This window comes from Pararhizobium capsulatum DSM 1112, from assembly GCF_030814475.1.
In the GTDB taxonomy this organism is placed as follows: domain Bacteria; phylum Pseudomonadota; class Alphaproteobacteria; order Rhizobiales; family Rhizobiaceae; genus Pararhizobium; species Pararhizobium capsulatum.
Map to the genome: position 1 here is coordinate 33,000 of NZ_JAUSVF010000007.1, position 26,365 is coordinate 59,364.

Sequence of the window (26,365 nt, forward strand, 5' to 3'; positions counted from 1 at the left end):
GTGGGCAGCGGACGGCACTCAATCAGAACGGAATTGGGAGGGGCCAATGGCTACCAACACCACACGTGTCGATCAATTTTTGCTCATCCATTCGGGTCGCGCCGACAACTGGCGCGAGATCACGTCGCTTGCCGATGCCTGGGCGGCCGGCCGCGGCGAGCGCGCCCCGCTCGAGGCCGCGCTCTCGGCGTTGGCGCCGGCAGAGGAATATCATGCCTATCCGGGAGCACGGTTGCTCACGGCGCTGGGAGAACGCATCGCCACCAACGATGCAGGCGGGGCCGCAAAGCTTGCGCGGCGGATTTCCAATGGCTTGCTCACCCATGCCTATCGTGGGCGCCCGGGCGAGTGGGACGTCCACGAGGAGATGTCGGCGAACGAGGTGGCTGATATCATGCCTCCCGGGACCGGTGAAACGAGCGCGCGCCGCCCTTATTTCGAAGTTCTGTTCGTCAACAGCCAGCCGGCGGCGCGATGGGCGGCTTTTGCCGCGGAAATCCGCAGGCTGCGCCGACCGGAGGATGCCTTCATCTACGAGCCGATCCTGGTGGGCTCCTTCGAAGATGCGTTGTGCGCCGCGGCTCTCAACCCGGACATTATTTCGGTGGTCCTCGCCGAAGGGTTCCCCTACCGCTCGCGCCATGATGCACCGGTGCTTCGCTCCGTGCTCGATCCGCTTGGCGAAAAAGAAGGGCCTGACATGTCGGCACTTCGCCTCGCGCGCTCCTTGAAGCGGATCAGGCCCGAACTTGACGTCTATCTGCTCTCCGACCGCCAGGTGGAGAAAATTGCCGGCGATCCGGCAGCCGACGCCGTGCGGCGCGTGTTCTATGCGGTCGAGGAGCCGCTTGAGATGCACCTCGCCATCCTCGAAGGCGTGCAGGCGCGTTTTGAAACACCGTTCTTCGACAATCTGAAGAAATATGCGCGCCGGCCGATCGGGACATTTCACGCCCTGCCCATCGCCCGCGGCAAGTCGGTGTTCAAGTCCGACTGGATACGCGACATGGGCGAATTCTACGGCCTCAACCTGTTCCTCGCGGAAAGCAGCGCGACGACGGGTGGTCTCGATAGTCTTCTGGAACCGACAGGCACCATCAAGCGGTCGCAGGAGATGGCCGCCCGTGCCTTTGGCGCCGACCACGTCTTCTTCGTGACGAACGGCACCTCCACATCCAACAAGATGGCGGTTCAGGCCCTTCTGGCGCCCGGCGACATCGCCGTCGTCGATCGCAACTGCCACAAGTCGCATCACTACGGCATGGTGTTGACCGGCGCGCAGCCCTACTATGTCGAAGCCTTCCCGATGACGGAATATTCGATGTACGGCGCGGTCCCGCTCGCGACCATCAAGCGTGCGTTGCTGGCGCTGAGAGCGGAAGGACGCCTCGATCGGCTGAAACTGCTTGACCTCACCAACTGCACCTTCGACGGGCACATGTACAATGTCCGGCGGGTGATGGAGGAGTGCCTCGCCATCAAGCCGGACCTCATCTTTCTGTGGGACGAGGCATGGTCCGGTTTCGCCCGGTTCTCGCCGTTCCTGCGTCCGCGCACGGCCATGGGTGCCGCCGGGGATCTGGAGGAATGGTTGCGGGATCCTGCGTCCATCAAGGCCTATGATGAGCAGCAGGCCGAGCTCGGAGACAGTCCTTCCGATGACGAACTCATGGCCGCGCGCCTGATCCCCGATCCACGGGCCGTCCGCCTTCGTGTCTACCAGACCAACTCCACGCACAAGTCGATGTCGGCGATCCGGCAGGGCTCGATGTTGCTGGTCAAGGACGTAGACTTCCACACCGTTGAAGCCCAGTTTCACGAGGCCGTCTTCACCCATGCCTCGACTAGCCCGAACCAGCAGCTGATCGCGAGCCTCGACGTCGCGCGGCGGCAGATGGAACTCGATGGTTATGGCCTGGTGATGAACGCGATCGAGATCGCGCTCAAGATCCGCCAGGCGATCAATGAACACCCGCTGATCTCGAAATACTTCCGCGTGCTCGGAGCGGATGACATGATACCCGAGGCCTATCGGCAGTCCGGCTTCAAGGACTATCTGGCGCCGGGCTCGACCTGGGCCACGGCAGTCAAGGCAATGCAGGAAGACGAATTCTATCTCGACCCCACCCGCATGACACTGGTTTGCGGTACCGCCGGTTTCGACGGAACGCAATTCAAGGGGTTGCTGGCGAATGAATACGACATCCAGCTGAACAAGACTTCACGCAACAGCGTGCTGCTGCAGTCGAACATCAACAATACGCGCAGCGATGTCGCCCATCTCATTCGTGTCCTGGTCGAGATATGCCATGGCATCGACAAGCGTCTGGCCGATGGCGGGGAGGGCGAGCGCACCGCTTTCGCCGCGCGTGTAAAATCGCTGATGACCGATGTGCCGGATCTGCCGAACTTCAGTCACTTCCACGAGGTGTTCCGCAGCGACGCAGGGAAAATGACGCCGGAAGGCGATATCCGCACCGCCTTCTTCAACGCCTATGACGCTTCGGTGTGCGAATACGTGCCGCTGATTGGAGCCGAATGCGATCGCCGTTTGGCGGAAGGGCCGGACATGGTTTCGGCCAACTTCGTCATTCCCTATCCGCCGGGCTTCCCGATCATGGTGCCGGGCCAGGTGCTGACGCAGGAGACGATCGACTTCATGCGCAAGTTGGATGTGAAGGAAATCCACGGTTACGAGAAGGCGCGAGGGCTGAAACTGGTCAAACCGGACGCTGTCGCGGCCAAGCTGAAACGATAATCGGGAGGCGGGGAGCGCCGCGGTATGCCACGGCGCTCGATCGCTCCACCGGTGTGATTTTCCGGCTTGCCCGTTTTGTTAAATATCGGAAGTCTGAAAGATTTCATCTCCATCCTTTCCGATGATTTTATAGCTCCGGCACGGATTCAATTTGATTTGGCAGGGATCCGAATGAACGAACCAGTTTGAGCGCGCGGAGGTCGAAGATAGAGCGTGCCGGATCAATAATTGCATGGATCCTCGGTCTTACTTGGCCGATGTGCTCGATCGTATCCACAATCCCAAGATCAATCGACTCGACGAGCTCCTCCAGACAATCGGACGCTCCTACGGTAACTTAATTAGCGTCCATACCGGGGATGACGTGTCCGTCACGACGGCGATTTTTCAAAGATTACGACCATCTGGGCAACCTTCTCGCGGGTGCTGTAGTTTTGCCACATTCGATATTTTCGTGTGGCATTGGGATGACAGTTTACCTGATAGAATGTGACATGGCCCCATGGTCTTTTTATGCTGTTTGGCATGCTGAGTCCGTCCGCGGTCCCGAGTTGGTCGGGCGGCTTGGCACCGGAAATTCATGTGTTGTCATTTGACACGATTGGGGATTTGATGACCATCAAGAGCCTTTTGCTTGCTTCGGCAACCGCGCTTGCAGCTTTTCAGAACGCCACAGCAGCGGACGCCATTGTCGCGGCCGAGCCAGAGCCGATGGAATATGTTCGCGTCTGCGACGCATTCGGAAAAGGTTACTTCTACATACCGGGCACCGAGACCTGTCTGAAGATCGGCGGCTACGTTCGTTTCGATAATATGTTGGGTGAGAGCCCCTATAACGGGATCAACGACGGCTGGGTTGGCCATACCCGTGCCACGCTGCGCTATGACGCAGCCTCCGATACGGAATATGGTACGTTGCGTTCCTTTATCGAGCATCGTTGGGATAACACGGATGGCGTGGAGAAGTTTACGCTGATCAGTTCCTATATCGAGCTGGGTGGCTTCCGCGCCGGCTATTCGGATTCGCGCTTCGACAAATGGCTGGATTCGGCCGGCAACATCATCAATGACGATGTCATCGATTACTCGCCAAACCGCACCCCTCAGGTGAGCTATGTCTACAAGACTGACAACGGCTTCGAGTTACTGATTGGCCTGGAAGAGGGCAACGGCACCTATAGTGCCGGCGGCACGACGGTCTACTACAAGGACGAAGACTGGCCGGATCCGCTGGCCGGCTTCAAGTACAAGCAGGATTGGGGCGGCATTTCCGCAATCATCGGCTACGACGCCCAGTCCGAAGAAATGGCAGCCAAGGCCCGCCTTGATCTGACCCTCAACGATGTCTTCTCGATCTTCATCATGGGCGGCTATCAGTCTGGCTGGGATAATGAAGACGGCCCGGCAGGCTCGCGCCAGCGCAACTTCTTCGGTTCGTGGAACGGCGAATGGGCAGCATGGAGTGGCTTTGCTGCCAAGGTAACTGACAAGGCTACGATCAATGGCCAGGCAGCCTATGAAGAAGACGGCACCTTCGCCGCAGCCCTGAACGTGGAATACAAGATGGTCTCTGGCTTCAAGATGATGCCGGAAATAAACTACACCGATTTCGGTGGCGTGCGTGGCGACGGCAATGCCTTCGGCGGCACCGTCCGCTTCCAGCGAGATTTCTGATCAGCAGTGGCGTTGATGCAGGTGCTACGATCTCGACTGATACGAGCTGGCCTCGCCAGTAATTTTTTACTATTGAGGGGTGTCTATGACGCGAACATTGCTTTCGAACATGAATAAATCACAGCGAACGGTCGTGGCAATGGTGATTGCGGCCTGGGGAGCTATGGGATTTTTCGACGTCCCGGCCGCCTACGCGCAAGAAGGTCCTTTTGGCGCGTTTCCGATTGTTATCACATGTGAAAACAAAGGCACCCAACTCGCCTTCTACTTTTCTAAACTCGCGAAAGACGGCACGGCCACATACCTGGCCACAGACAGGCTTGCCGGCACGATCACATTGGGCGGGCACGCACAGGCGGTCGGTGGCTCGGAAGGAGGGAGCTGCTTGGGGAAAACCCTCGAACAGTTGCGGGCATCGGGCCAAGCACACGATCTCAAACCCTAGTTGGCATGGGTATTCCGCGCCAGATGGCGTCCAAGCGGTTAACGGACGGATCGCTCCTGATCTGATCGAGGCAAAAATGAGGAATGGAGCCATGATTCAGCGAGACCCTGAGCGATAAAATATCCTCACCTTGCGCCGCTGGATCCACTCGAACAGGCCGTCTTCGAAATGCTTCTGAAATCTCCGTGAGCGAATGATTTGAGACATTAGCTGCTTGCGGCCATGGTGCCAGCGTGATCGGCAGAAGCCTTCCTGATCGACCTCCAAGCCGTCCCACCACACATAATCGCCAAAAATACTCGGGAATTTTGCACCGATTGGTTTGTTTTATCAGGAGCGTTGGTTATCTTCCCCCAAGCGTAGCCGTTGGGGGAGGGATGTTGCTCCGGAGCTCGTTTTTTTGGGCTCGAGCATGTCCGCTGGCATAGGTTTCCCGAACAAAAAACCCTGAACTTGGCTGCATCCTTCCTCTCGCAGGAAATCGAGATCGGCCATCGTCTCGACGCCTTCGGCAAGGACCTCAATGTCGAGTTCAAGAACATCATTCGGATGGCGCCAGCCGTGGCGGCATTGCTTGACCAGTTGCGGCAAGCGCAAAACGTTGTGCTTCTCTTCGATGGCCGTGACGTCCTGAAAGCCTGTGGGGTCAGCGATCCTCTTTGTCTCGTGAGGCCCGTTCTTTGGTGATTGGTTGACGGGACAGTGGGTTTCCGAATTGACCTTGATCCAGGCGAAACCGTTCCCTTTCGGCGATCATGTCCCGTACCTGGGCGATCTGGAGAGGATAGCCATCACCACCGGTTCTGCGGTTCTTTTCCTCGAGAACTCGCAAGGCACTTCGAAGCGTCCTGAGTTCGTCATCGATATCCGCCACAATTCAGCTCCTTCGCCGACAACATCGCCGCTATGGCGCTTACAGAGATGGCTGTTCATCCATCAAACAACACGGCAATCGGGTCGACCGCATTGTTGGTTCTTTTACCGAGTCAACCGTAGCAGCCGGGACCAGGCCATATCCGCACCTTTTGATTTCTTTGGCAACCGGGCCTTCGGGGCGGAGAGCCATCAAACTCCGTTGCTGGTTGGTTCGCGCGACGAACCGAGGGAGGTAGCTAAGTTCGGTTCCCAGCTGCACACAGTATGTGAATTCAATTTTTGCTAGCATTTTTTCAGTTGTGCAATATTCTTTCTGCTTCAGTTATAGTTGCGGAGGCCTTATGAGTGCGACGCTGAGCTGGATAGCCGAAAATAATCGCCGATGGGTGGGAATGCTTGGTCGGCATCCGGTCGCAACGATCATCCAGTTGCAGGAGCCACAAGGCCAGTGGCTGTGGTCGGAGAACCTTACAAAGCTCGGCGGCTTCCAGCGCTCGCATAGTTTCACCGATGCGCAAAAAGCGGCCGAAGGAAACGTCCGCGCATGGCTTGAGGGTGCTGGCCTACCGACTGCGTCAGGTTAAATGGTCCCGGCATTTGATGGATTTGACCATTCTCGTCTTACGCACTGGGCGGAGCCCGCGACACGCAAGCCCAACTCAAAGGACAGAGACCATAAATCGTCGCATTCCATCGATTTGGAGACGAAGTAGGGTCCTTCAGAAGTTGAGCCGTACGCCAATGACATTTGCATTGGAGGCGCCGTGCATGTCGCCGAGCGTCCCCCAGGCTCCGGACCGGTGGTGAAGCCGCCAGAAGAAATCGACGTCGGGAATGGTGTCGAAGGAAAGGTTCAACTCGGGGCCGAGATAGAAAAGCGTTCTGGCGTCCCCGTTGTGTTCCAGCTCGTTCTGGCGCTCCCGCCCCTCCTGGGTATGCGTGACATAGCTGATGCCAAACGTAAAGGCTGGCGAGATACGGACAGCGTCGCCAATCTCGAAACCGTCGTAGCGCCCGACGAGGCCGCCCCAGAATTCCGCATTCGGATGCCCGCCAAATCTTCCGGCGAGCCCCGCTTCTAGTCCGAACTTGAAGGAGCCCATCCTTGCCGGGAACAACTGGTAGCCGAGGCCGACGATCGGGAGGTCGGCGGATGTGGCACCGAAAGGATTAGCTGCGTGGAGCATGTCCGCGTCGACCATCGCGCCGCCGAAGACGAATACCGCCTGATCGACGTCGTTGTTCTGTGCCTGCGCATCGGTTATTCCCAACAGCGACATCGTGGCAGCGCCGAGCAGCAGAGCAAGCGGGATGGCAGTTGAAGCCTTCATATCGGATCTATTCCTGGACTTCATGTTTTCTCCGGCGGGCGTGTGCATCCACCTTGCGGAAGTCCGCCTAATAATTCTTGAATAGGCATGGCAGCGAGTCCAACAATCGCTATCCAGTCGTGGCCGACTTTCTCCAATACACGCTTCAAGGGATAATCCCGGCAACGAATCATCATGGGGAAGCTATCGTTTTGTTCTTGATAGCAGGAGAACGTTTCGGTTCATTTTAGAGAATAGCTAAAAGCCCTCGTATATGCGTGCCGAAGCCCGCGCCTCCATATGGGAAAGGTAAAACCTGTCACCGAAAATAGCTTCGTCACCCATATTTCGCCCTCCCATAGCTGCTGCAACATTCGACTACGTCGTCGACCACCACGGACGGAAGTTCCTTTCGAGGCGAGCGGTTCGTCGTGCTGGTGTATAGCTAGCCTAGCGACTCGAGGCGCCTGACGACAAGGCGGACTCGCTGTTCGCCGCGGTGCTTCCAGACGGCGCCGGTCAATTGGTCCTGGTATCCAAGCTCGACCAGGCCCGCTTCAACGAGCTGCTGGCAACGTAAGCGGGTCCCGTTCGCGGCTGACTTGCTCACCTTTTCTCCAGGGATGCCTGCAACGATGGCCGCGAGATCAGTAATCGCTATCCAGTCGTCGCAAGAGCGCCGCGGTCGTCGGCGAGGGAGGCGAGTTTTGGCCCACATCGCCTCTATGCTGGACAGTTCGCGGTACCGGTGTCGCGTGTTGACGGTTTCTTATTGACTACGTGCGACAAGACGAGAGGTGTAGAAGTTCTGCGGACGCGCCGGTCGATTTCGCTGCTGGACGTGAGCGCCGCCGGCGCGGTTTCGGGCCTCTGCCGCCGCTCAAAATCGCCCGTTCCTCGATGGGGAATTGAGGACATTGCCCCTTCAGGCTCATGTCAGAAAAGTTCAGTTTGATCGCGTGATAGTGAAAACTATCGCTGGCGAAGGTCCCCGTCTTTGCCGGTGTTCTCTCCGCCTCCAAATCAGGCGGGGTAAGCCAGTGGTTGCCGCAGCCACTGGCTTTTTAATCTCCATCGCCGCGTGGATCCGTCGCCATCGAGGGCGGACGAAGGCTTCAATCACCCACCTGTCTCGTGTCGGCAGGCGGAATAGAGATCATGATCTCCTGATTTGAATGGGCGACCGCCGGTCAATGGTGGTCGCCCACCAGGAAGCAAGGATGGGCTTGCTTCGCTGTCCTCCTGCCCGCGGGGTTCACCTTTGAGCGCGAGGGTAAAGCTAGCGTTTGGGGTTGGGTTGCTAGCACTGTAAATAATAGCTTACGGTTGAAACGGCAAACAGTCCGACAATGGGCGGCTGAGAAAGGGGAGGCCATCCCCAATTGGATTAGACGCGCTGCGCTGTTGTTTGTCCGTGCATAATCCGTTCGGCAACCGTTCGTGCTTTGAAGAAAACCAAGTTTCTTACCATCAAGTGAACAAATTGCGATTCAGCTCGGCGCCAAACGCGGTGATGCCGAACGTCCACCAGCAGGCGATACAATCGTTCGGCGTCACCGCGATCTCGCCCCGTGCGCTATCGCTCAGAAACTCTCAAGCTGAGAGCGCAGCCGTCTCAGCGATCAGGTCAGTCCATCAATGTTTCAGGCACTTGGCTCCCATTTCCATCGCTTTGTACGTCCCCTTCAGGTCTACGACAAATGTTGCCGTGGTTTTCGGAAAAACGATCATTTCGTATTTTTTAGCGATGTCGCGCTTGAAATTCGGGTCGTTGGCCAAGATATAGCCGCCGGAATAGCCACCTTTGAGTTCGCCATGCGTGCTGGTGGCGAGACCGCTATAGAGTTTACCTCCGACGTCAACGAACACTTCCGTCACCGTGCCGTTCTGAAAGCCGATATCCGCCTTCGTGAACACGCCTAGATAACCGACCTCCTGATTGGCTGTGACACCCATTTGGACTGAACCCATGCCGTAATCCCGCACGATCAAGCAATCGCCGCGGGTTTGATTTTCATAGACGGTCCAGCCCTCGACTTCTCCATATTTGACAAGCACGTCGGTTGCACTGGGGACGGGTGTTTGTGCGGTGGTCGCAGTTGCGGATAAGAGCGATGCTGACATCGCGGCGATAACAGTCAGGACGTTTCTCATTGGTAACCCTTTTTTTGTGTGCTGTCTGACTTGATCCGTGGCGAGGATCAGCGCGATCCCACGTGAGAACCAGAAAAAATCAGTGTCAAAAAAACCAAATTTGAGGCGGTCGAGAAATTCTGTGGGCACTGCTCAGGGGGCTCGACTTCCGCGATATCAGATGGTCGGAACTTCACATTCCGGTCGCATGGATCGTAACCGAGAACGAGCCTACATCTACTTCATAAAGAATAGAAATGGAATTTCGGGCGGCGACCCAAAGGCGACGCGATGGGGGGACGAACTACAAGCTCACCACGGCCGGCCTGAACTTCACCAATGCCTAAAAACCGAAAATACGACGAAGGAACGTTCGTTCAGGGGAGGGTGGTTGAAGCGCCGCCAACGCAGCTTTCAACGACGACAGCCTTTTGGCGATCTGGTGGTGTTCCAAGCTGGTCGCGAAATTGTGGAGCAGTCGATCAATGTCGGCACATTCCAACTGCGATTGCGCCATAGCAAATCGCCTGCTGATCTCTGGCTCGGAAAGTTTGTTCATCTCGGCTTCGAGATCGAAAAAACGGGAGAAGAAACTTGGGTGCTTGAAGTCTATGTTCTGAGACAGAAGAATATCTGCTGCCAGGAACGTAATTTTTTGGTCAAGGCGATACTCGTACATGCCTTTGCCTCTTTGAAAATCTCTCCAATATCGAGATATTGAAGCACAGGCTCCGCAATGCTTCCATACGCTAGAATCATTTCTTGCGTGCCCGTGTCGTTTTTGTCACGGCCGGAGGCGACCTGCCTGGCGACTACGATGTTCACCCTCCTTCGCCCTTCGAAACCTTATCGATCGCCAATTGCTGTTCTATAAGGTCTCTGGCGGCGAGGAATACTCCGCTCGCATCGTTGGCTTGGCCCTCTTCAAGCATCAGTAACGCATCCTCATAGATTTCACGTTCAGCCTGCTCACTGACGGCGCCTATTCGTCGAAGATGGGCCATCAGAGCGGCGACGGTTGCTGAAAGGGAAAGAGCAACGGCTCCGGCAGAAAGCAAGGCACGGTCATGCTGCATCGTCAGGGCTCCTTGATGCGATTATACGTTGCGTCCGACACCATCTTGAACGTGCTGATCGTGTCGGCTGCATCGAGCAGGGCGTCTTTCGCCTCGTCGGGCGGTAGTCCCTTGCTCTGGCCGATGCAGTCTGACGGTAGATAACGACGTCTCGGCGTAGGCGGTTCTGCTCGGCGTCGATTTGCTGGTGCATGTCTCGGATCGTGTCGACTGACCGGTCCAGCAATTGGCTTACCTCGGTCGCGCCCAGCGTCTCGACCTCGTTCCCGGCCCTTAAAAGCTCAGCAATGAAGTCGGTGGTGTGGGTCATTCAATCGAGGCTCCCTCCAACGCAAACGATCCAAGGCCGCGCGGCTCATCCTGCCAGGCGGCCTGATGCTATTCGATCTGGTCGTTTGCCTCGTACCACTCGTTGGATTCGGCCTTCAAATGTTCCAGGACAATCCGGGTAACAATTGCAGCTATGTGTTCAAGTTCACGGGAGATTTGCGTTGGGGCAAGCGGTTGCATGCCCAATGCCTTGTCGTTCTCCGACAGCGGAGCGAGGTCGTATTTAAGGCTGAGCGCGATCGCGTTGATTTGGGCAAGATCGCGTAACACCGCTGCGAGGGCTTTGCCTTGGAAGGGGCGATTGGCGTTGGCGGCCTCAATCATCGCCGTCCTCGCGATCATCCCGAATTCCGAACGGATCAAGGCCTCGCAGGACAAGAACGCGATTGACGGTCGCGACCGAAAGGCAAGCCCATAAATCGTCCAGGGCTTCTGCGGCTTCGGAAAGCCGGGTGTCGGCATCGATGTCCTCTGCGAGAAGATTGACGATCTCATCGAACCTCTGCGCCAGCCTCTCGACATCGCGATAAAGTTGAGACGCGGTTTGAAGAGGAAGGTCGGGCTTCGATAGCAGGATCGTCGCCTCTTCGGCTTTGATCCTGACAATCTCGTGTTGTTCCGTCAGTTTGGCATGCCAGTCAGTCGCAATCATCTATCGCCCCACGCCTTATACGCGCAACCTGCCATAATGCACGCGAGTGTCAAGCAAGGCTGTTCCCGATCCGGTACTTCGGGCCATTGGGAGCAAGGATTTTTGCCTTCTGCCCCTGAAATTTCAGGGTTACGTCATTCGATTTTTTCAGCGACGGTTAAAGAGCGCTTATAAGGCCCCAAATTGGTCTTCAGTCACTCCCTGTGAGGACCACTTCACCGAGCGCCCGGTTCCCCAACCGGATTTGAGCCACCCTGCAAGCACTCACGCAGGGTGGTTCCATTTCCTGCGCCGCTGCGATTGGCGTGGAGTAAGGGCCGCCACACCGCCAATGCTGAGACGATCTAACGTTTCTTTTCCTTCGCGTCTGGGGAGTGCGCAGCATGGGCGCCTTCACCCCATCAATTCGCCTGAGATTTATCGCCTGGTTTGATGATATCCGCGATCACCTCGCCGAGAATACGATGCAGGTTTTTCGCGGTTCCAAGGTCGACGAAGCGCTCGATTTTCTCGAACACGAGTGACCACTCAAGCACGGCGAGCGCTACGAGCGCGCTGTTACCGCCTGTCGCAGGGCTCTATGCCTGAGCGCGTCGAGCGCGGTTGCTCGCGAAGCTTTTGTTGCGGCCTGTTTTGAAGCAGGAATGGCGAATATCCAGGGTGTCATCCCTCACGCGAACAATTCCCAAAAAGGAGATCGTACGCCGTAGGCAACCGGCAGCGCCCGAGCAAGGCGGTTTGGCCTTTTGTTTTAGTTAGCTGTTTGAAGGCTGCTAGTACGATCACGACCAGTGCTGGGGCTGCAACGCTTCAACAATCCTCTGCACCCGTTCGATCCTGGCCAAGACGCACCGCTTCCTGGTCCCGTGAGACAAGACGACAGACGCGAAGTTCTATCCCGGGCGGGACTGCTCGAATGCGTCGAGACCGGAGAAACCTGTCTCTTCGGCTATCGAGTTAACCATCACTAGATCACGAAGAAATCCGCGTTGGTGAGTGTCAGATTGGCGCTCAATGTGGCGAAGTGGATGCCCCCACCAGCGACGCTGCCATTGGCATCATAGTAGAGTGCGCCGGTGTCCTTTTCGTAAATGATGCGATCGCTGCTGTCGCCAGCAAAGCCGGTCGAATTCGACGCGAACGCACCGGATGCGAGTGTCCCCACCGCAGCCAGTGCCGTGAAGATGGCGTTCTCAAGGCGGATGGCGTCGGCGGCGACAAGGCGGGGAATATTGGGATTGAAAGCAACGCGGCGGCGACAGCTCCCTTCGCGTCAATGTTTTGGCTCCGATCAACAGGTGTAAGACCTCCCCCAATTGGGTGATGTGTGAATATATCATTTAGCTAAAATACCTCTCATTCTGAGAGATAGCGAGGCGATCGTGGAAACAATTGACGCCGAGTTGGAGAGCGCCTTCTTTGTGTACAATCCGGAGCGCCGAACGATAACGATCGTGCTGGACGATTCCCTCACGGTGCTTGGCCCGTTTAAAAATGAAGACGAGGCATCCACCGCGGCCCTCGAGTTCTGTATGGGACACCACGGTGCCCCTCATCGTTCCTTGAGGCACAAGAGGTTGCGAGCGACGCTCCACTGAGCGATTCCCCATTCCATGATGGCGGTTTCCAGAGCCGGAGTTTGCGACCGTACTGGTCCTCATCGCGTGCTGGTCACGCTGCAAGCTCCAACGGGCCGAAATTGAGCTTCTCTCTGAGCCGCTCCCCCCACCGCATAACGATAACCGGTAGCATTCACAGTTGGTTGCGTGGCCTGTTGAGCCGCGGGGTCCGTGCATCGGGCGAGACTTATGTGAACACCGTATCCCTCGTCACCGACAATGTGGCCGTAGCCTTTTGGGCCGTCTATTGCTTCCGGCTTATTTTCCGTTATTCATATACAAACTATCTCCCCATACGTGCAGGGCGACGATGTTTCACGAATCCGATACTTCAGCGGAGTTAACCGATCTAGCCCACGGCAGCCGGTTCGGAGAGTGTGGATCACAGGACCTTCTGGACCGTCTGGGGACAGCCGTCGCCAACGGCAAGGCGGCTCTCAACTTTGATCCACCTATGGATGCATGAGGCATGGAAAAATCCGAAACCGAGAATGCCATCCGCTCCCTGAGTGCGATATGGTTTCGAACTCTGACCGATAAAGAAATGGATCATCCGACCTTCAGATCGTTTAAAGCCTGGCTTCGACAGAACGGGCATGGCCATACCCTCGACTTCCACTCCGCAGGGGGCGCAGATCATGATGCCGAAGTGTGGTTCAACGAGGCGTTGCGCCGGCGTTGGCGGTGGTAAATGCAGACGCAATCTACGCCCGTGGTGAGGCGATATGCTGGCTTCTGTCGCCCAGCGGTCGCTGCGTTCGGGATTCTAGAAGCTCGGCGACCGCCAGCGGGAAGACGTCGGAGCTGATCGAGAGCAGCCGTGGTCCAACCCGTTGGCGCAGATCCTTTGCCTCTGGGAGATAGACCTGGATTTCATACGGTGTGATCCGGCGTGGTTATCCGTGCGATTTCCGCAAGAAGTTCATCTTCCGAAGTGAACGGTACAGGCTGGGTCTGACCCTTGCCCGATGCTACCGAAATTCGCTTCTGCTTGAGCCGCTCTTTGCAGATGATCCGATACCGCCGACGCACTTCTACCATGTCGACGTCTCCTTCAATCCAGAGTTCGACCAATGCCATGAAGTCCGCATCGCGGTCGATCGCATGACCCGCAGCTGCTTCCGTTGTTATCAGGTGCTGCATTAACGCGCGGCGACGATCCGTGCTCATTATGTTCTCCGCTTGATCCATGAAAAGTCCCGGCGAAACGCCCCGTGCTTTTCACTGCATGGTGAAAATATCAGGCGACCCTCTTTTTGACAGTCCTCACGATCGGCCGAACGTTCGCCAATCGCCTCGGGGGTCGTTGCGGCCTTGCGCAGGGCGGTCATCTGCATCGACAAAACCGTCAGGCCACGTGGCCAGACTTGACGAACGTCCCGGTCCGTATCCGACAACAATCGGGGGTGGGTTCGATCGTTGCCATGATCGGCCGACAGGAAAAACCCCGCCGTGTGAGGGCGGGGCAAAGTGCCATCCCACACTTGGCTGCAATGTGGGTGAGGGGAGGCGGCGTCCCAGAGAGGGAAACCAGAATGAAACCTTAGGTACCGCGGTGTGGAATGGGAAGCCTGGTTTTCCCGATTCCGGTACGCTGGCAAAAAGAAACCCGCCAAACTGGCGGGCGAGAAACAGAGGTGCGCGTACGTGATACTTATCGCGCTTGGCAACAGTGTGCTTCATGAACTGTAAAGAGCTGGTAAAGGGAGGCGACGTTCTGCGGACGCCCCCCAGCCCGATGTGGCTGCTGGATGTGAGCACTGGCGCCTCGGTTTTCGGGCGTTTGCTCGCTGAATTTGCCGCTCTCGTCGATGTTGAGAGAACGGGCGATTTCGTTCGACGCAATCCAAAGCCATTCCAGACCCGAAAGTGCTTGTTAGTAGCAAACAGGCCGGCCCCGAGTGCAAGGGGCCGGTCTGCCCGTGGTTTGAGCTCGAGAAGGACCTATTGCCCCCGATCTCGTTAGACGACCCAGTCGTTGATCTGGACGCTGTCGACCGAGAAGCCGTTGAAGTGGAACTCGCCGGTTGTGTCGACCAGCGACAGCGTGTGGGTGCTGTCGGTGTTGTCAGCGTAGCCAGCGATGTTCACTTCGTAGTGATACATTTGGCCGGCGTTCGTCAGATCAGAAGCGTCGATCTGTGCCACCGTCTGCCCGTCGATCCGGAATTCGAACGATTCGTTGGCTGGTGTAAAGTGTCCGTCGAAATCCTGCTTGGCGATATCGAACGACAATACCGCTGTCTTGCCGTCAACCGGCGCGGTGCCATCGATGAAGTCGTGGCTGATGTTGATTGGGCCTGGGCTGTTCTGGGTGTCGAGCCAGAAAGCCTGCCCGGTGGCGCCCGAAGTGGTTTCGACTTCCAGATAACCGTCGGCACCAAGCTCACTGTAGGCAGCACCAGTCCAGCCGTGAGCCGCGTTGAGGTCGACCTGCTGCCACACGCTACCGCTGGCAACCCATACATGCTCTGCCGGGATGTTGTCGAAGTTCTCGGTGAACAGATTGCCGCCGAGGTGCGGCACGACCACCGGGTCGGGAGCCGAGACGTCTACATGGGCCTGAGACCACGTGCCCTTGTTGCCAATCTGGACGAAGTAATTGATATCCGTGGCACTCTCACCGATATCGAACGACACGAAAGCGGTTCCGGCAGCGTTGAGGTGGGCGGTGATACCATGCGCGGCCAGATAACTGACCTGATCACCAATGGACGGGATACCAGCGGCCGGTGCGCTGTCACCGAAAAAGAACTGCGTGCCGATGTTGACCTTGGCAGCGCCACCCGGATCATTGGCCAGCAGATCGCTGATGGTGAAGTTGAAGTCGCCGTTCAGACCGACGACGTCGTCTTTCGCGGCGTTGTTGATAAGAGCCGAAGGGCTCGTTGGCGTTTGTGCCATTTTGTTATTTCCTCCCAATGCGAGGGCTGTGTATTCCGCATAGGCCCAACCCGCCGTCGCCCCCTTCACGACGGGCTTGGGTTTTCAGGTAACTCTATGGGGATGCGGTGCGGGCGGCGTGGCCAATGACCGACCGTCCGAGCAAACTCGCAGTGCCGACCAAGTTCACTTTCAAAAGACCGCAGGACGCGTAAAGCATTTCGAATTCGTGCCCCCCAGCACAAATTGCAGAAAAACTATCAAATCTTAAATAATAATTTACCGAATGTTAAAGATTTGCTTACGAAATCCCCGTGGGAAACGCAAGTGCTTTGTGCGGACTTCAGTCGCCACCCCTTCATCAATTAGAGGTACTAGCCAACATGGGCTAGTACTCAGGGCCAGCAATTTTGGACAGAATATAATCGCGAGGCCCTCGCTGCGAAGCGGGGGCCCTATTGTTTCTCCTCGCCATAGCTGGCCACTGGATGCCCCTTGCATCTCCACTCGCTGACGTACAGGCCTCACGCCCGCATTCGAGATGCATCGGCGAGATGCATCGGCCTATTTCAACGGCACGAACAGTACCGCGACCGTCTCCTGCTCCGATACTTCCGGCAAGAAAGCGAGGCGTTGGCACTAAAGAGGGTAATCCCTCCTTTCTTCGCCGCTGACCGGCCCCCAGTCGCGATAGGGTAGCGAACTGTTGGCTCCAGATTGTCGGTATGGCTGAGGACGCGCTGTACCCGTCGGGGTCAACCAACAACAGGCGCTCGAAGGGGTCCGGCTATCGGGCCGCAACTATCGGCAAGGTGCCTCGAACCGGCGACCATAGCGATCGCGGTAAATGCAATAGCCTCGGTGTTCCTGGGAGTGGCCAACAAGTGCGCCGACAACACCACCAGCCACCGCGCCAATAGCCGCGCCTTCCCAGCTATTGCTGACAGCGCCGCCAATGATTGCGCCGGAGCCTGCACCGATTGCGGTGCCTCGTTCTGTTTGCGTGCATGACGAGAGAATCCCAATCATTCCAACCGCAATGATAAGCTTTTTCATACTTCCAACCCTTTGACCTTTGCATGATCTCAACCCGGCACAGCATCTGCGCAATGGGTGACATTGTCGATAGTGCCACAGGATCGATGCGAGTTGGTTCAGGGTTTGGGTGTCGAGTCATGTGCATCGTCGGTTTCTTGTCCAATCCCGTGAGACAGGACGCGATAGGCGCGGGGTTCTGCGTGCGCGCCAATCCCGCCTATGCCCTAAAAACCGAAAATTCGACGAAGGAACGTTCGTTCTGGCAACGGCTCCGGCGGAAAGCACGGCAGGGTCATGCTGCATCGTCAGGGTTCCTCCTATGTCGTTGCCTACGCCCAGTTCGAGCTGGACAATGGCCGCCTTGCGATCCCGACCGACCCGGCCCTGAGTGATGAGGCTCTGAGCGCGGCGCTGCTGTCGGCAGCCAATAAGGACATTGGTGTTATAGGGCAGCCGGGCGACGTGATTGTGGCCGATCCGGAAGTAATGGCATGGGCGAAGACCGTTTTGGGCGTCGGACCTGCTGTTGGCAAGATCGACCAGGTGCGTGATGTCTTGGCAACCGAATAACGTACCCACGAACCGCAGATAGCCCAAGGCGAGGTCGATACGGCGCGGGGCAGAAACCGAGATGTCAGCAGAACGACCGAGCCACGTACCTGCACTTGCACAAGTACCGAAATCCCCGGCCCCGCAAATGCGGAGCCGGGCATTACAGTTCAGCTATTTCTTGTCGACCGCGGCCGCTGTCTGGTTCTCTCCCTTCTCGCGACCGAGTCACCGCGTCAGTCCTCCACGATCTGCCAATCGTCGTTCGGATTGAAGGTTTCGATTTTCGACGCGATTTTCGACGTGTCGTCGCCCAGATCGGCTTCATAGACGATGCCGTTCTTGTTGACGACGAAGGTCTTGACCCCGGTTATGCCATAATGGACGGGCCAGGCCACGAGGCCGAAACCGGCGATCATGTTGCCGTTGATGACATAGTCATAAGCGCCCCCGGCAATCGCGTCGCCTTGTCGGGTGAGGATCTTGTATCGGTAGCCATTGAAGCCTTCGCCTGCCTTGGCTGCCTTGAGCGCATCCCCGCCGGCAAGTGCTGCGCCGGCCGGGCTTTCCTCGCCGTCGAACGCCTCGGCTGGCCAATAGAGGCCGTCCTGGGTGCCCTCGGTGCTGATTATTTTCTGCGCATATTCGAGAACGCCATCGCCATCGTGATCGGCAAGGGCATATTGCTCCTGTGCTCCGACATAGTCGCTGATGGTGTCGATGGTCGAAAGTTCATTTTCTCCAACCCGGCGATTTGCGACCTCCTCAAGCCCGACAAAGGTATCGAAGGCCCATTTGCCGTCGTCACCCTTGGAGATCGGGAAGGGGAAAGGCCAGCGCTCGTTGCCGATTTCCAGAACCTTGCGGTTGTTCACATCCGTGAGATCAAGCTTTTCCTTCAGGCGGGCTTTGATGTCTTCGTAGGTTTCCGCCACGCCACTGGCCGCCTTGGTTTTTGCGGCATCGAGACCGAGCAGGGCGGCGAGCTTGTCGATATCGCCACCTTCGACGGTCGACTTGAACGCCGCGACAGCCTCTTCGGGGGTGGCGAAAGTCGGTGGTTCCTGTTTCGACGCGAAGTCCGAAATGGACATATTGTCGTCAGCGGTCTGCGCGTTGACAACCGGTACCAGCGTTGTGCCTGCAAAGACTGCGGCGCAGGCCAACGTGCGAAGAATAGTTCTGTATTCTGTTTTCATCGTCGTTTCTCCTTTGCGCCCGAATTACCGGCGACGTCCGCCGCCACCGCCATGTCTCACCACCTTATGACCGCCACCACCGCGATGGCCGCCGCCCATCGACTGTCTGCCGCGATTGGATGACATGTTCGTTTGGTGGCGATTGCCTGGATTGCCGAGCACGGAGTTGTTTTTCGGGGAGCGATTCTGGGTACGAGCACCTGCCTTTGGCTGCTTGACCTGCCGGTTGACTTGCTTGTTCGAACGGTTTGCCCCCTGTGAAGCTTTTGGACGATTGGCACCAGCGTTCTGTGCTTTGCCCGGCCGCTGGTTGGCAGCGTTCTGCCCCTTGCCCGGTCGCTGATTTCCGGCATTAGCGCTCTTGTTGCGAGCACGATCCGCATCGACCTTGCTCTTGCGAATGTCGTTTGTGGTAACCTTAGGCCGATTGTTGGCGATGGTGTTACCGCCGTCGCGACGCAAATCCTTTGCCTTGACACCGATGTTGTTTTCGCGATTTCCCTTGAAATCGTTACGCATCTTGGTGCGATCGATATTGTTGAACTGGTTCTTGTCGAACTTGATCTTGGAACGGTCGACATTCTTCCAGTCGACATCACCCATCTTGAACTTGTCGCGATCTATATCGACGTTGTTGAAGCAGTTGTCGCAGTCGATATCGACATCGCCGCCGCCCCAGTTTCCGCCCCATACACCCCAATCGTCCCAATCGACCGCTGAGGCCCAGATTGCACCCGTCACCGCGCCTGCAAAGAAGGTTGCCGTCGGGTAGTAATAATTGGGGTAGGGTTCAGGATAGTAGCTGATCGGAGCCGGAGCATAGCTCGGTTCATAGAGCATTTGCGGCTCGTATTGCGGCACGTAGACCTTTTCGGGGTTCGTGGACTGGATGACGACATTGTCGCCCTCATTGACGACGGTAATCTTGTCGTCACTCTTGATGACGTTGTCGGCGACCGCCTTGTCGCGCAGCGTCTGTATGGCGATCAGCACATCCTTCTGCTGATAGGTGAGGGCGCTGCCGAGCGACTGTGTCCACTCGAGGTCGTCGCTCATCATCTTGACGACCTGGGGGTAATTCAGAAGGGAGATGACGCTGCCGTCCCAGCTGTCCTTGGGCTTCAGGTCCTTCTTGGCCTTCGATTGATCGAGGAACCGCTGCGCCTCCACGATCTGCAGGGGGAAAATCGAGGCGGAGGTGATGACGGCGACCAGCTCGTCCGGATAGAGGGCGATGCGGGCGACGAGCACCTCCAGTTCATCTTCTGTCAGAAGATCGGGCGTGTCTGCATCAGCATCTGCGCTCGGGGCAGCTGCTGCGGCCTGGGTGTCCTGTGCCCTGGCTGCGGGGATTGAAATCGGCGCAGCTGCGACCGACAGCAAAAGCGCTGCCGTGCCGAGTGAGCGTCCGATAAGGCTGAAAATGTCTGGCATGCTATCAACTCCTAATCCGTGGATTCTGAATGCACCTTTTTAAGTCATGCGTCGATGGGCGAAACCCTGCGGCGATTGCAACAATGGATGCGAAGTATTTGTTCCCGCATCTGGGGGGCGGGAAGGGTGATGGCGGTCGGATCGATAGGTTCGGCGCTGACGGCGATCTCGTCGGGACCGGTGGTTTTCGCAGTATTGCTCACGCTGATGCAGGTGGTCTCCGCCGGGGTCCTCTATTCGAGGGCCTTCACCGCAATCGTGCAGGCTGGAGGCAGGAAATCGCAGACCGCGATCGTCCATCTCACCTTGATTGCGGGTTTGGCCTCGTCCCTGTTCTGGCCACTTGCGACATGGATGCACGGCTGGATGTCCTGGCGGGAAGTCTTGCAGATGTACGCCGCCATGAACCTTCTCGCCTGCCTGATCGACAGAGATCACATAGCACGCGCGCTTGAACGTGAGCTGCTTCAATAATACGGGGAAATGCACTGCTGACGCGGACCACTGTAGGGCTGGAAGCTGTTGTCGTAGGCACTATACGAACGATAGCGCGAGTAGCACCAGTCAACGTGGGCCGAGGTTGAATTCGAATAGGCCGGACGCCGTGGCGACGCAATCGATCCACCGATGATAAGGCCTGTTCCAAATGCTGCGAGTGGATACCACCAACCGTCACTATGCTGATGGTAGCCGTTCCGACTATAGCGATAGCCCCTGTAGCCGTTGTGATAGCCGTATCGTGTACCAGTGCTGTAACGTGTACCGTTGTAGCGGTTATATGTGCGTGCGTGCGGCGGGCCACCGGAGTGACCCGGCTTGTGGTGAACCAAGTCCACGCCCTGAGCGCTCAAATCCGGCACCTGTATCTTTAATACAGGCATCGCTTGGACTGGAACCACACCAGAAAAAGCCGTAACAACCGCAATTAGCATTGCACCAATCTTCTTCATCCCAATCACCCAACTTTTTTTCCGTCGTTCATTTTGGGACGCTTGGCATGAACCCAAGATGAATGTGGCGATAGTGACGGGGTGCACCGTAACCGGACCTGAAGGGCGCAGTCCACGCGATACCTCCCGCCATTTTGAAGCAATGAGGGTGGATTTTACCACCAATACCCCGTATCAACCCGCGCAAAAAAGCTGCCCTTACAGTTGGCGAATAGGCTTCGACTGCAGAATGTTCAGTTAAAGAAAATGCTGGCTGCGCGTTTTGAGCGCTGATGCGATCTCCAAGCAGGTGCCTCCATAATCACCAGGACGGCATCCCTACTACGATCATATTTTCATTCGACGTTGTTCCCTATATAGAATAGTATTTCAATAGAAGCATCTGACTGCCTTGGGGAGGGACGTGAAAAAAGTGTCGAAAGATAACCGTGAAATTGAGGCTGCGGGCTCGCTTCAGGAGGGTTCTCCGCTAAGAAGCGCTTATTCGTCCGAGTTACGCCAAAGCGGAAATCGGTGGTTGTTGACGGCGCAAGACGATGACGTTTCTCCACAGTCTCCCGCGCCTGGACTGGTTCCTGCAGTGGAGAACGCGATTGGGATCGTGAACTATATCAACCGCGCACCGGCTCACATGGCATCCCTTACTGAGATCCTGAGTGTACTTCCAATCTCAAAGAGCCATTGTCATTCAATCTTGAAGACGCTCACATATTTCGGCTGGTTGAAATTCGATGCACGCACAAAAGCCTACCAACTGAACTCCGGCCTCCTTGCCAGTGCGTCCTCACTTCTCGGCTCACCAGTGCTTGATGCCATCCGACGTGAGCTGCAACTTCTCGTTCAGCGTGCGGAGATACCGGCTGTGCTATCTCAGCCTCAGGACGACGATACATTTATTGTCGTCGATAAGTTCAATGGCGCCCAATCGATGGAGGTTTCCTTTCCCATAGGACATCACTTTCCGCGCGATGCCACGGCAAATATGCGGGCATACCTTGCCTGGCAGCCTGAGACCGAAATCGACCGCTGGATGAAAAGTTGGCGCCCAGTTCGCTATACGTCGACGACGATGATGACTGAGAAGGAAGTAAGAGCGGAGATCGCCGCAACCCGTAAGCGCGGATATGCCAGAAGCATTGGCGAGCTGACGGAAGGACTTATGGCGCTCGGAATGCCCATTTTCGGCCGTCACGGGGAGGTTATTTACACCTTCACTTGCTCCGGTCTTTTATCGACAATAGCCCCGCGTGAGGAGCTTCTTGCGCGTGAGCTCGTTCGAACGGCCGTTTCAATCAACCAGGCAATTTTGGGCCGCGTGCCGAATGACTTTCCAGCCGGCTGAGGAAGTAGGCCATCAGACAGTGGTATCGGCTGCGCATTTTTAAAGAAATCTTCGATTGACAATGCTGCACGTGCGATGGAGTATGTCTGTGTTCTATGGAGAACAAAGTTCTGCATAAAGAACAATTTATAAAGAGGCTGAGGGGCCTCAAATCTCAAACTGGGAGATTACAAATGAAGAATTCGAAATCTCGGCGCACCATTATCAAGTTGTCGACCTACGCGCTTCTTGCGACTGTCGTGGGCATCCCGAACTTTGCCTTCGCCGATGGCAAGACACTCAAAATCGGCCAGCTTGGCGTAATGAGTGGCGCGGAGGCCTCATGGGGTCTGGTCAACAAATATGCTGCAGAGGCAACGGCCGCCATGTGGAACGAGAAGGGCGGCATCGATATCGGCGGCGAGAAATACAAGATCGAAATTGTTTCAGTCGACGACCGAAACGATCCAAAGCTTACGGTCTCCGGTTCCGAACGCTTGATGGGACAGGAAGGCATTCGTTACGTTATCGGTCCGAATACCGATGTGACGGCAACCAGCGTCCGCCCGATCGCCGAAAAATACAATGCAATTTATTTCCCTTACGCGTCCAGCCGCTCACTTTTCACCCAGCCGGCCGAGAATGCGGTCATGGGAATGGTGGCGAGCTATCAGGTCGCACCGGCCATCCTTGAGCTTCTGCAGAAAGAGCGGGGGGTGAAAAAGGTTGCTTTCGTTGCCCGTAACGACAGCGATGGCCTCAGCAACCGAGACGATGGCGTCGCTGCAGCAACGAAGCTCGGTCTTGATGTTGTAGTCGCTGATGCAACTTATGAACCCAATGTTACAGACTTCTTCCCGATTATGTCGAATGTCGTTGACAAGGCTCCGGACCTGATCTTCCTGCCGGCGTCTGCACCATCCAATACGCCGCTGCTCATGCGCGCTGCCCGCGAGCTTGGCTACACGGGCTTGTTCGCCAGCGATTCCGGCCAGGATATCAAGGTTATCAAGGAAATGGCCGGTGAGTATGGCGATGGTCTTATCTCCATCGGAGGTGCATCCACTCCCGAAATTCGCAGCCAATACATGGATGCGTTCATCGAGAACTATACTAAGGTTGCAGGTGAGTGGAACGACGAAGCCGGCACCAAAGTCTATGCACTTGAAGTCATTCTTGCCGCGCTCCAAGCCGCAGGGCCTGCCGCTATTGACGATGCCAGCCTCTTCAAGAAGCAGATCGCGGACTTTTCCATGCGCAATCCGTTCTTGAAGGCTGACAGCACACTCAGCTTCACCGGCGAGGCTGACTACGGCCAGAAGCGGCAGATCGGCGTGCCCCTTGTATTAACCGAGACCAAGGGTGGTGAGTTTGTCACCATTTCCATCGGCGCGGTGAAGTAGCGGTATCGACAGCGCAAAGCAGCCAAACGCAATCGACGAAAGAACGACATGGAACAAGTCATCATAAATGGCGCGATCCTATCTGCCAACTATGCGCTGATTGCGCTTGGCCTTACTCTAATCTTCAGCATCATGAACGTGCTTAACTTTGCGCACGGTCAGATGTTCATGATCGGTGGCCTGGTAGTCTACTGGGTGTGCACGGTGTATCAAATGCCTTATGGCGTAGGCCTTGCGGCTGCTGCCATAGGTGTCGGCGCCGTGGGAATGGCGATGGAAAGAGGCCTTTTCCAGCGGGTCATGGGCTCGGCGACGCGCGAGGAGAACTCTATGCTTCTCGCCGTTGGGACCGCGTTTCTGCTGGAGAATGCTGCGCTGTATCTCTTTGGAGAAAAGCAACGCGGCATCCCACCGATGGTTCAGGGCGTCTACCGTATTGGAAGCGCGTTTCTTCCCGCAAATCGGCTGATGGTTTTTGTCATTTCGTTGCTTCTAATCGTTGTCGTTCTGTCTTTCGTCTACTACACCCGCACAGGACGAGCCATGCGCGCTCTGGCACAGGATCGTGCCGCCACCACGCTGATGGGAGTAGACGTCGGTCGTATTAGCATGTTCGGCTTCGGGCTGGGTGCTGCGCTGGCGGCAACTGCCGGCGGGCTGCTCATTTCCGTTTCCGGCGTGAACGCGGGTATCGGCACGGCAATATCCACGAAGGCCTTCATCATGATCATGATCGGCGGGGCCGGCGTCATCGGAGGGGCCTTGTTGGGGGCTGTCGTTCTCGGGTTTGCAGAAGCCATAGGGTACGCGCTCTTTCCAGGTTCCGTCACCTATCTGATTATCTTCGTCGCTCTCATCGCGTTTCTCTTGGTGCGGCCGCAAGGGATCATGGGCAAGCCCTGGGGCTGACCATACGAGCCTTCGCGAAACTAACCCGTACCTGGCAAGGACGACCTTATGTCAAAATCATTTTCCGGGCCGCTGCATATCACTTCTACGCTTCTCCTTGACGGCAAGATCGGTTTTCGGACGATCGGCATTCTCGCGGTCTTACTCTATGCGGCGGTACCGCTTGTTCTGTCCGGCCAGGCCTACTGGCTGAACGTGATGACCAATGCCACGTTGCTTTCGTTTGCCAGCCTGGGCGTTTGGATCACGTTTGCCATCGGGCGCGTGAATATCGGGCAGGGCGCTTTCGCGCTTTTGGGAGGGTACACCTCAGCTATCCTGTCGACGGCGTACGACCTTTCCTTTTGGGTCTGCCTGCCAATTGCCGCACTGGTCGCCGCTTCTGTCGGCTTCCTTATTGGTTGGCCTTTGCTCAGACTGCGCGGAATATACTTCGCCATGGTGACGCTTAGCTTGACGGAGGCGATGCGCCTTCTATTCCTCAACACACTCGGTGCAAACGGCGGCGGTATCCTCAACATTCCTCGTCCAGCGGGTCTGTCCACGCCCCTAGCGTTCTATCTTTTCGCCGCAACGTTATTGCTGCTGGGTTATGTCGCGGTCTGGCGGCTTTCGAACAGTCGGATCGGATGGGTATTCCGTTCGATGCGCGAAAACGAAGAGCTGACGATGTCTATCGGCATCGACATTGCGCGCTATCGGGTTCTCGCTTTCGTTCTCTGCTCTGCCATGGGTGGCATCGCCGGCGCGTGTTTCGCAGCTCTGCAGCAGAACATCTATCCCGCGACCTACAACGTCTCCGATTCAATCAACTTCATGCTCTATTGCTTCCTCGGTGGACTTGAATATGCATTAGGGCCGATCGTCGGCGCATTCGGTCTCGTCATCGCCTTCGAGTTGCTGCGCTCGATTCAGGAGTACCAGGCGCTGCTGTACGGCATCCTGATGATCGTCGTCATGCTTTTTCTGCCCAATGGCCTGCTCAGTATAGGCGCGGTCTTGCGCCGTGGAGCGAGGTGATCCCATGAGCTTCCTCGATGTTCAAAATCTCACTATGCGCTTTGGCGGCCTAACCGCGGTAAACGATATCTCCTTCAGTGTATCGAAAGGAGAAATCCTGTCGGTTATCGGCCCGAATGGTGCGGGCAAGTCTACGTTGTTCAAGTTGATCAGTTCTTTCCTGAAGCCAACGTCGGGCCAGGTCCTGCTCGATGGGATAGTCATCAGCGGTAAACAACCGCATCAGGTGGCGCGGACCGGTGTCGTGCGGACGTTCCAGGAAACGACGGTGTTTAAGGAAATGACGGCGCTCCAGAATGTGGTCGTCGCTCATCAGCTTGGGCTGAAAGCGACGCCCTTCGGAGCCTATTTCTCCACGTCGGCGGCGCGCATCGATGCGAAGGCTTCCGCTGAAAGCGCCGCCGAAATCCTCGATTATCTGGGTCTCGGTTCGATGAAGAGCGAGCTCGCGCGCAATCTTCCTCAGGGACATCTCCGCGCCCTCGGGATTGCGATCGCGCTTGCTGCAAAGCCGCGTGTGCTGCTGCTCGACGAGCCCTTCGCGGGCATGAATTCGGAGGAAACCGACCGTGCCGTCCAGATGGTGGAGGGCATACGCAAGCGCGGGATCACCATCTTGCTCGTTGAACATGATATGCGCGCCGTTATGCGCATCAGCGATCGCATCGTCGTTGTCAGCTTCGGTTCGAAGATTGCAGAAGGTTTGCCGGCAGAAATTCGTGCCAATCCAGCTGTTATCGAAGCATATCTCGGTCAAGACGACGAGCAGATCGGGAGCTTTTGAGG

General features: G+C 56.7%; 27 protein-coding genes and 3 pseudogenes. 16 read left to right on the forward strand and 14 right to left on the reverse strand.

All coding sequences use genetic code 11. The annotated features are described in order from the left end of the window. Window positions 1-46: 46 nt before the first annotated feature. The 4 genes and pseudogenes from QO002_RS30440 (at window position 47) to QO002_RS30450 (ending at window position 4,877) form a co-directional block, all read left to right on the forward strand. Complete coding sequence (locus QO002_RS30440; RefSeq protein WP_307227082.1) at window positions 47-2,758, forward strand: aminotransferase class I/II-fold pyridoxal phosphate-dependent enzyme; 2,712 nt, start codon at window positions 47-49, stop codon at window positions 2,756-2,758. A gap of 226 nt (window positions 2,759-2,984) precedes the next feature. Then, a pseudogene (locus QO002_RS31090) lies at window positions 2,985-3,068 on the forward strand (transposase domain-containing protein); the annotation flags it as partial. A gap of 302 nt (window positions 3,069-3,370) precedes the next feature. After that, window positions 3,371-4,432 carry a porin gene (locus QO002_RS30445; protein ID WP_307237408.1) on the forward strand — a complete coding sequence of 354 codons (1,062 nt, stop codon included), beginning with the start codon at window positions 3,371-3,373 and terminating at the stop codon, window positions 4,430-4,432. A gap of 163 nt (window positions 4,433-4,595) precedes the next feature. Beyond that, on the forward strand, window positions 4,596-4,877 hold the full coding sequence (locus tag QO002_RS30450; RefSeq protein WP_370878636.1) for a hypothetical protein: 282 nt from the start codon (window positions 4,596-4,598) through the stop codon (window positions 4,875-4,877). Window positions 4,878-5,207: 330 nt separating this feature from the next. Here QO002_RS30450 and QO002_RS30455 read toward each other — a convergent pair. Further along, window positions 5,208-5,408: pseudogene (locus QO002_RS30455) on the reverse strand (EAL domain-containing protein); the annotation flags it as partial. Here QO002_RS30455 and QO002_RS30460 point away from each other — a divergent pair. Genes QO002_RS30460 through QO002_RS30470 form a run of 3 tightly spaced genes read left to right on the forward strand, consistent with a single transcriptional unit; the run spans window position 5,331 to window position 6,337 of the window. Further along, entirely contained in the window at window positions 5,331-5,564 is a 234-nt protein-coding gene (locus tag QO002_RS30460) for a hypothetical protein (RefSeq protein ID WP_307237612.1), read from the forward strand. The pseudogene QO002_RS30455 and the gene QO002_RS30460 sit on opposite strands and share 78 nt — an antisense overlap. A gap of 28 nt (window positions 5,565-5,592) precedes the next feature. Next, the gene (locus QO002_RS30465; protein ID WP_307237615.1) at window positions 5,593-6,039 is read left to right on the forward strand and encodes a hypothetical protein; all 447 of its coding nucleotides are present in this window, start codon (window positions 5,593-5,595) and stop codon (window positions 6,037-6,039) included. A gap of 55 nt (window positions 6,040-6,094) precedes the next feature. Next, a complete protein-coding gene (locus QO002_RS30470; RefSeq protein ID WP_307236026.1) occupies window positions 6,095-6,337 on the forward strand; it encodes a hypothetical protein in 243 nt (80 codons plus the stop codon). A 135-nt stretch (window positions 6,338-6,472) separates the two neighbouring features. On the opposite strand, the gene QO002_RS30475 is transcribed toward QO002_RS30470, so the two are convergent. From QO002_RS30475 to QO002_RS30500, 6 genes are all read right to left on the reverse strand, one after another. After that, window positions 6,473-7,084 (reverse strand): hypothetical protein, encoded by a 612-nt coding sequence (locus QO002_RS30475; protein ID WP_307237411.1) that lies wholly within the window; start codon window positions 7,082-7,084, stop codon window positions 6,473-6,475. Between the two features lie 1,614 nt (window positions 7,085-8,698). Further along, complete coding sequence (locus QO002_RS30480) at window positions 8,699-9,346, reverse strand: hypothetical protein (RefSeq protein ID WP_307236037.1); 648 nt, start codon at window positions 9,344-9,346, stop codon at window positions 8,699-8,701. Between the two features lie 193 nt (window positions 9,347-9,539). Continuing rightward, window positions 9,540-9,875 (reverse strand): hypothetical protein, encoded by a 336-nt coding sequence (locus QO002_RS30485; protein ID WP_307236035.1) that lies wholly within the window; start codon window positions 9,873-9,875, stop codon window positions 9,540-9,542. A 142-nt stretch (window positions 9,876-10,017) separates the two neighbouring features. After that, complete coding sequence (locus QO002_RS30490) at window positions 10,018-10,272, reverse strand: hypothetical protein (protein ID WP_307236032.1); 255 nt, start codon at window positions 10,270-10,272, stop codon at window positions 10,018-10,020. Between the two features lie 378 nt (window positions 10,273-10,650). Beyond that, on the reverse strand, window positions 10,651-10,944 hold the full coding sequence (locus QO002_RS30495) for a hypothetical protein (RefSeq protein WP_307237414.1): 294 nt from the start codon (window positions 10,942-10,944) through the stop codon (window positions 10,651-10,653). Then, window positions 10,919-11,254: a hypothetical protein gene (locus QO002_RS30500; RefSeq protein WP_307237387.1), complete on the reverse strand. Its 336-nt coding sequence runs from the start codon at window positions 11,252-11,254 to the stop codon at window positions 10,919-10,921. The genes QO002_RS30495 and QO002_RS30500 overlap by 26 nt, the downstream gene beginning before the upstream one ends. Before the next feature lie 464 nt (window positions 11,255-11,718). Here QO002_RS30500 and QO002_RS30505 point away from each other — a divergent pair. Continuing rightward, a pseudogene (locus QO002_RS30505) lies at window positions 11,719-11,964 on the forward strand (DUF982 domain-containing protein). A 257-nt stretch (window positions 11,965-12,221) separates the two neighbouring features. Here QO002_RS30505 and QO002_RS30510 read toward each other — a convergent pair. After that, complete coding sequence (locus QO002_RS30510) at window positions 12,222-12,419, reverse strand: hypothetical protein (protein WP_307237417.1); 198 nt, start codon at window positions 12,417-12,419, stop codon at window positions 12,222-12,224. Between the two features lie 923 nt (window positions 12,420-13,342). Between QO002_RS30510 and QO002_RS30515 the strand changes: the two genes are divergently transcribed. Further along, window positions 13,343-13,564: a hypothetical protein gene (locus tag QO002_RS30515; RefSeq protein ID WP_307236370.1), complete on the forward strand. Its 222-nt coding sequence runs from the start codon at window positions 13,343-13,345 to the stop codon at window positions 13,562-13,564. Between the two features lie 182 nt (window positions 13,565-13,746). Here the strand turns inward: QO002_RS30515 and QO002_RS30520 are convergent, their stop codons facing one another. The 3 genes from QO002_RS30520 to QO002_RS30535 form a co-directional block, all read right to left on the reverse strand. After that, the gene (locus tag QO002_RS30520) at window positions 13,747-14,043 is read right to left on the reverse strand and encodes a hypothetical protein (protein ID WP_307236367.1); all 297 of its coding nucleotides are present in this window, start codon (window positions 14,041-14,043) and stop codon (window positions 13,747-13,749) included. A 792-nt stretch (window positions 14,044-14,835) separates the two neighbouring features. Further along, the gene (locus QO002_RS30525; RefSeq protein WP_307237420.1) at window positions 14,836-15,777 is read right to left on the reverse strand and encodes a hypothetical protein; all 942 of its coding nucleotides are present in this window, start codon (window positions 15,775-15,777) and stop codon (window positions 14,836-14,838) included. Window positions 15,778-16,557: 780 nt separating this feature from the next. Continuing rightward, on the reverse strand, window positions 16,558-16,812 hold the full coding sequence (locus QO002_RS30535; RefSeq protein WP_307237203.1) for a YMGG-like glycine zipper-containing protein: 255 nt from the start codon (window positions 16,810-16,812) through the stop codon (window positions 16,558-16,560). Window positions 16,813-17,088: 276 nt separating this feature from the next. Between QO002_RS30535 and QO002_RS30540 the strand changes: the two genes are divergently transcribed. Next, on the forward strand, window positions 17,089-17,364 hold the full coding sequence (locus tag QO002_RS30540) for a hypothetical protein (protein WP_307237423.1): 276 nt from the start codon (window positions 17,089-17,091) through the stop codon (window positions 17,362-17,364). Between the two features lie 215 nt (window positions 17,365-17,579). Here the strand turns inward: QO002_RS30540 and QO002_RS30545 are convergent, their stop codons facing one another. Beyond that, the gene (locus QO002_RS30545; protein ID WP_307236338.1) at window positions 17,580-18,542 is read right to left on the reverse strand and encodes a DUF2950 family protein; all 963 of its coding nucleotides are present in this window, start codon (window positions 18,540-18,542) and stop codon (window positions 17,580-17,582) included. 24 nt (window positions 18,543-18,566) lie between these two features. Beyond that, on the reverse strand, window positions 18,567-19,976 hold the full coding sequence (locus QO002_RS30550; protein WP_307236336.1) for a DUF3300 domain-containing protein: 1,410 nt from the start codon (window positions 19,974-19,976) through the stop codon (window positions 18,567-18,569). Window positions 19,977-20,105: 129 nt separating this feature from the next. Between QO002_RS30550 and QO002_RS30555 the strand changes: the two genes are divergently transcribed. Continuing rightward, window positions 20,106-20,450, forward strand: a complete 345-nt coding sequence (locus tag QO002_RS30555; protein ID WP_307237427.1) for an MFS transporter — start codon at window positions 20,106-20,108, stop codon at window positions 20,448-20,450. Here the strand turns inward: QO002_RS30555 and QO002_RS30560 are convergent. Beyond that, complete coding sequence (locus QO002_RS30560; RefSeq protein ID WP_307237431.1) at window positions 20,444-20,926, reverse strand: BA14K family protein; 483 nt, start codon at window positions 20,924-20,926, stop codon at window positions 20,444-20,446. The genes QO002_RS30555 and QO002_RS30560 overlap by 7 nt on opposite strands. A 403-nt stretch (window positions 20,927-21,329) precedes the next feature. Between QO002_RS30560 and QO002_RS30565 the strand changes: the two genes are divergently transcribed. The 5 genes from QO002_RS30565 to QO002_RS30585 all read left to right on the forward strand — a co-directional run bounded on the left by QO002_RS30565 (window position 21,330) and on the right by QO002_RS30585 (window position 26,363). Then, on the forward strand, window positions 21,330-22,268 hold the full coding sequence (locus QO002_RS30565) for an IclR family transcriptional regulator (protein WP_307237432.1): 939 nt from the start codon (window positions 21,330-21,332) through the stop codon (window positions 22,266-22,268). Between the two features lie 173 nt (window positions 22,269-22,441). Beyond that, on the forward strand, window positions 22,442-23,650 hold the full coding sequence (locus QO002_RS30570; RefSeq protein WP_307237435.1) for an ABC transporter substrate-binding protein: 1,209 nt from the start codon (window positions 22,442-22,444) through the stop codon (window positions 23,648-23,650). A gap of 48 nt (window positions 23,651-23,698) precedes the next feature. After that, window positions 23,699-24,559, forward strand: coding sequence for a branched-chain amino acid ABC transporter permease (locus QO002_RS30575; RefSeq protein WP_307237438.1), 861 nt, complete (start codon window positions 23,699-23,701; stop codon window positions 24,557-24,559). Between the two features lie 198 nt (window positions 24,560-24,757). Continuing rightward, window positions 24,758-25,579 (forward strand): branched-chain amino acid ABC transporter permease, encoded by an 822-nt coding sequence (locus QO002_RS30580; protein ID WP_307237442.1) that lies wholly within the window; start codon window positions 24,758-24,760, stop codon window positions 25,577-25,579. 4 nt (window positions 25,580-25,583) lie between these two features. Beyond that, window positions 25,584-26,363, forward strand: a complete 780-nt coding sequence (locus tag QO002_RS30585) for an ABC transporter ATP-binding protein (RefSeq protein WP_307237445.1) — start codon at window positions 25,584-25,586, stop codon at window positions 26,361-26,363. Window positions 26,364-26,365 lie beyond the last annotated feature (2 nt).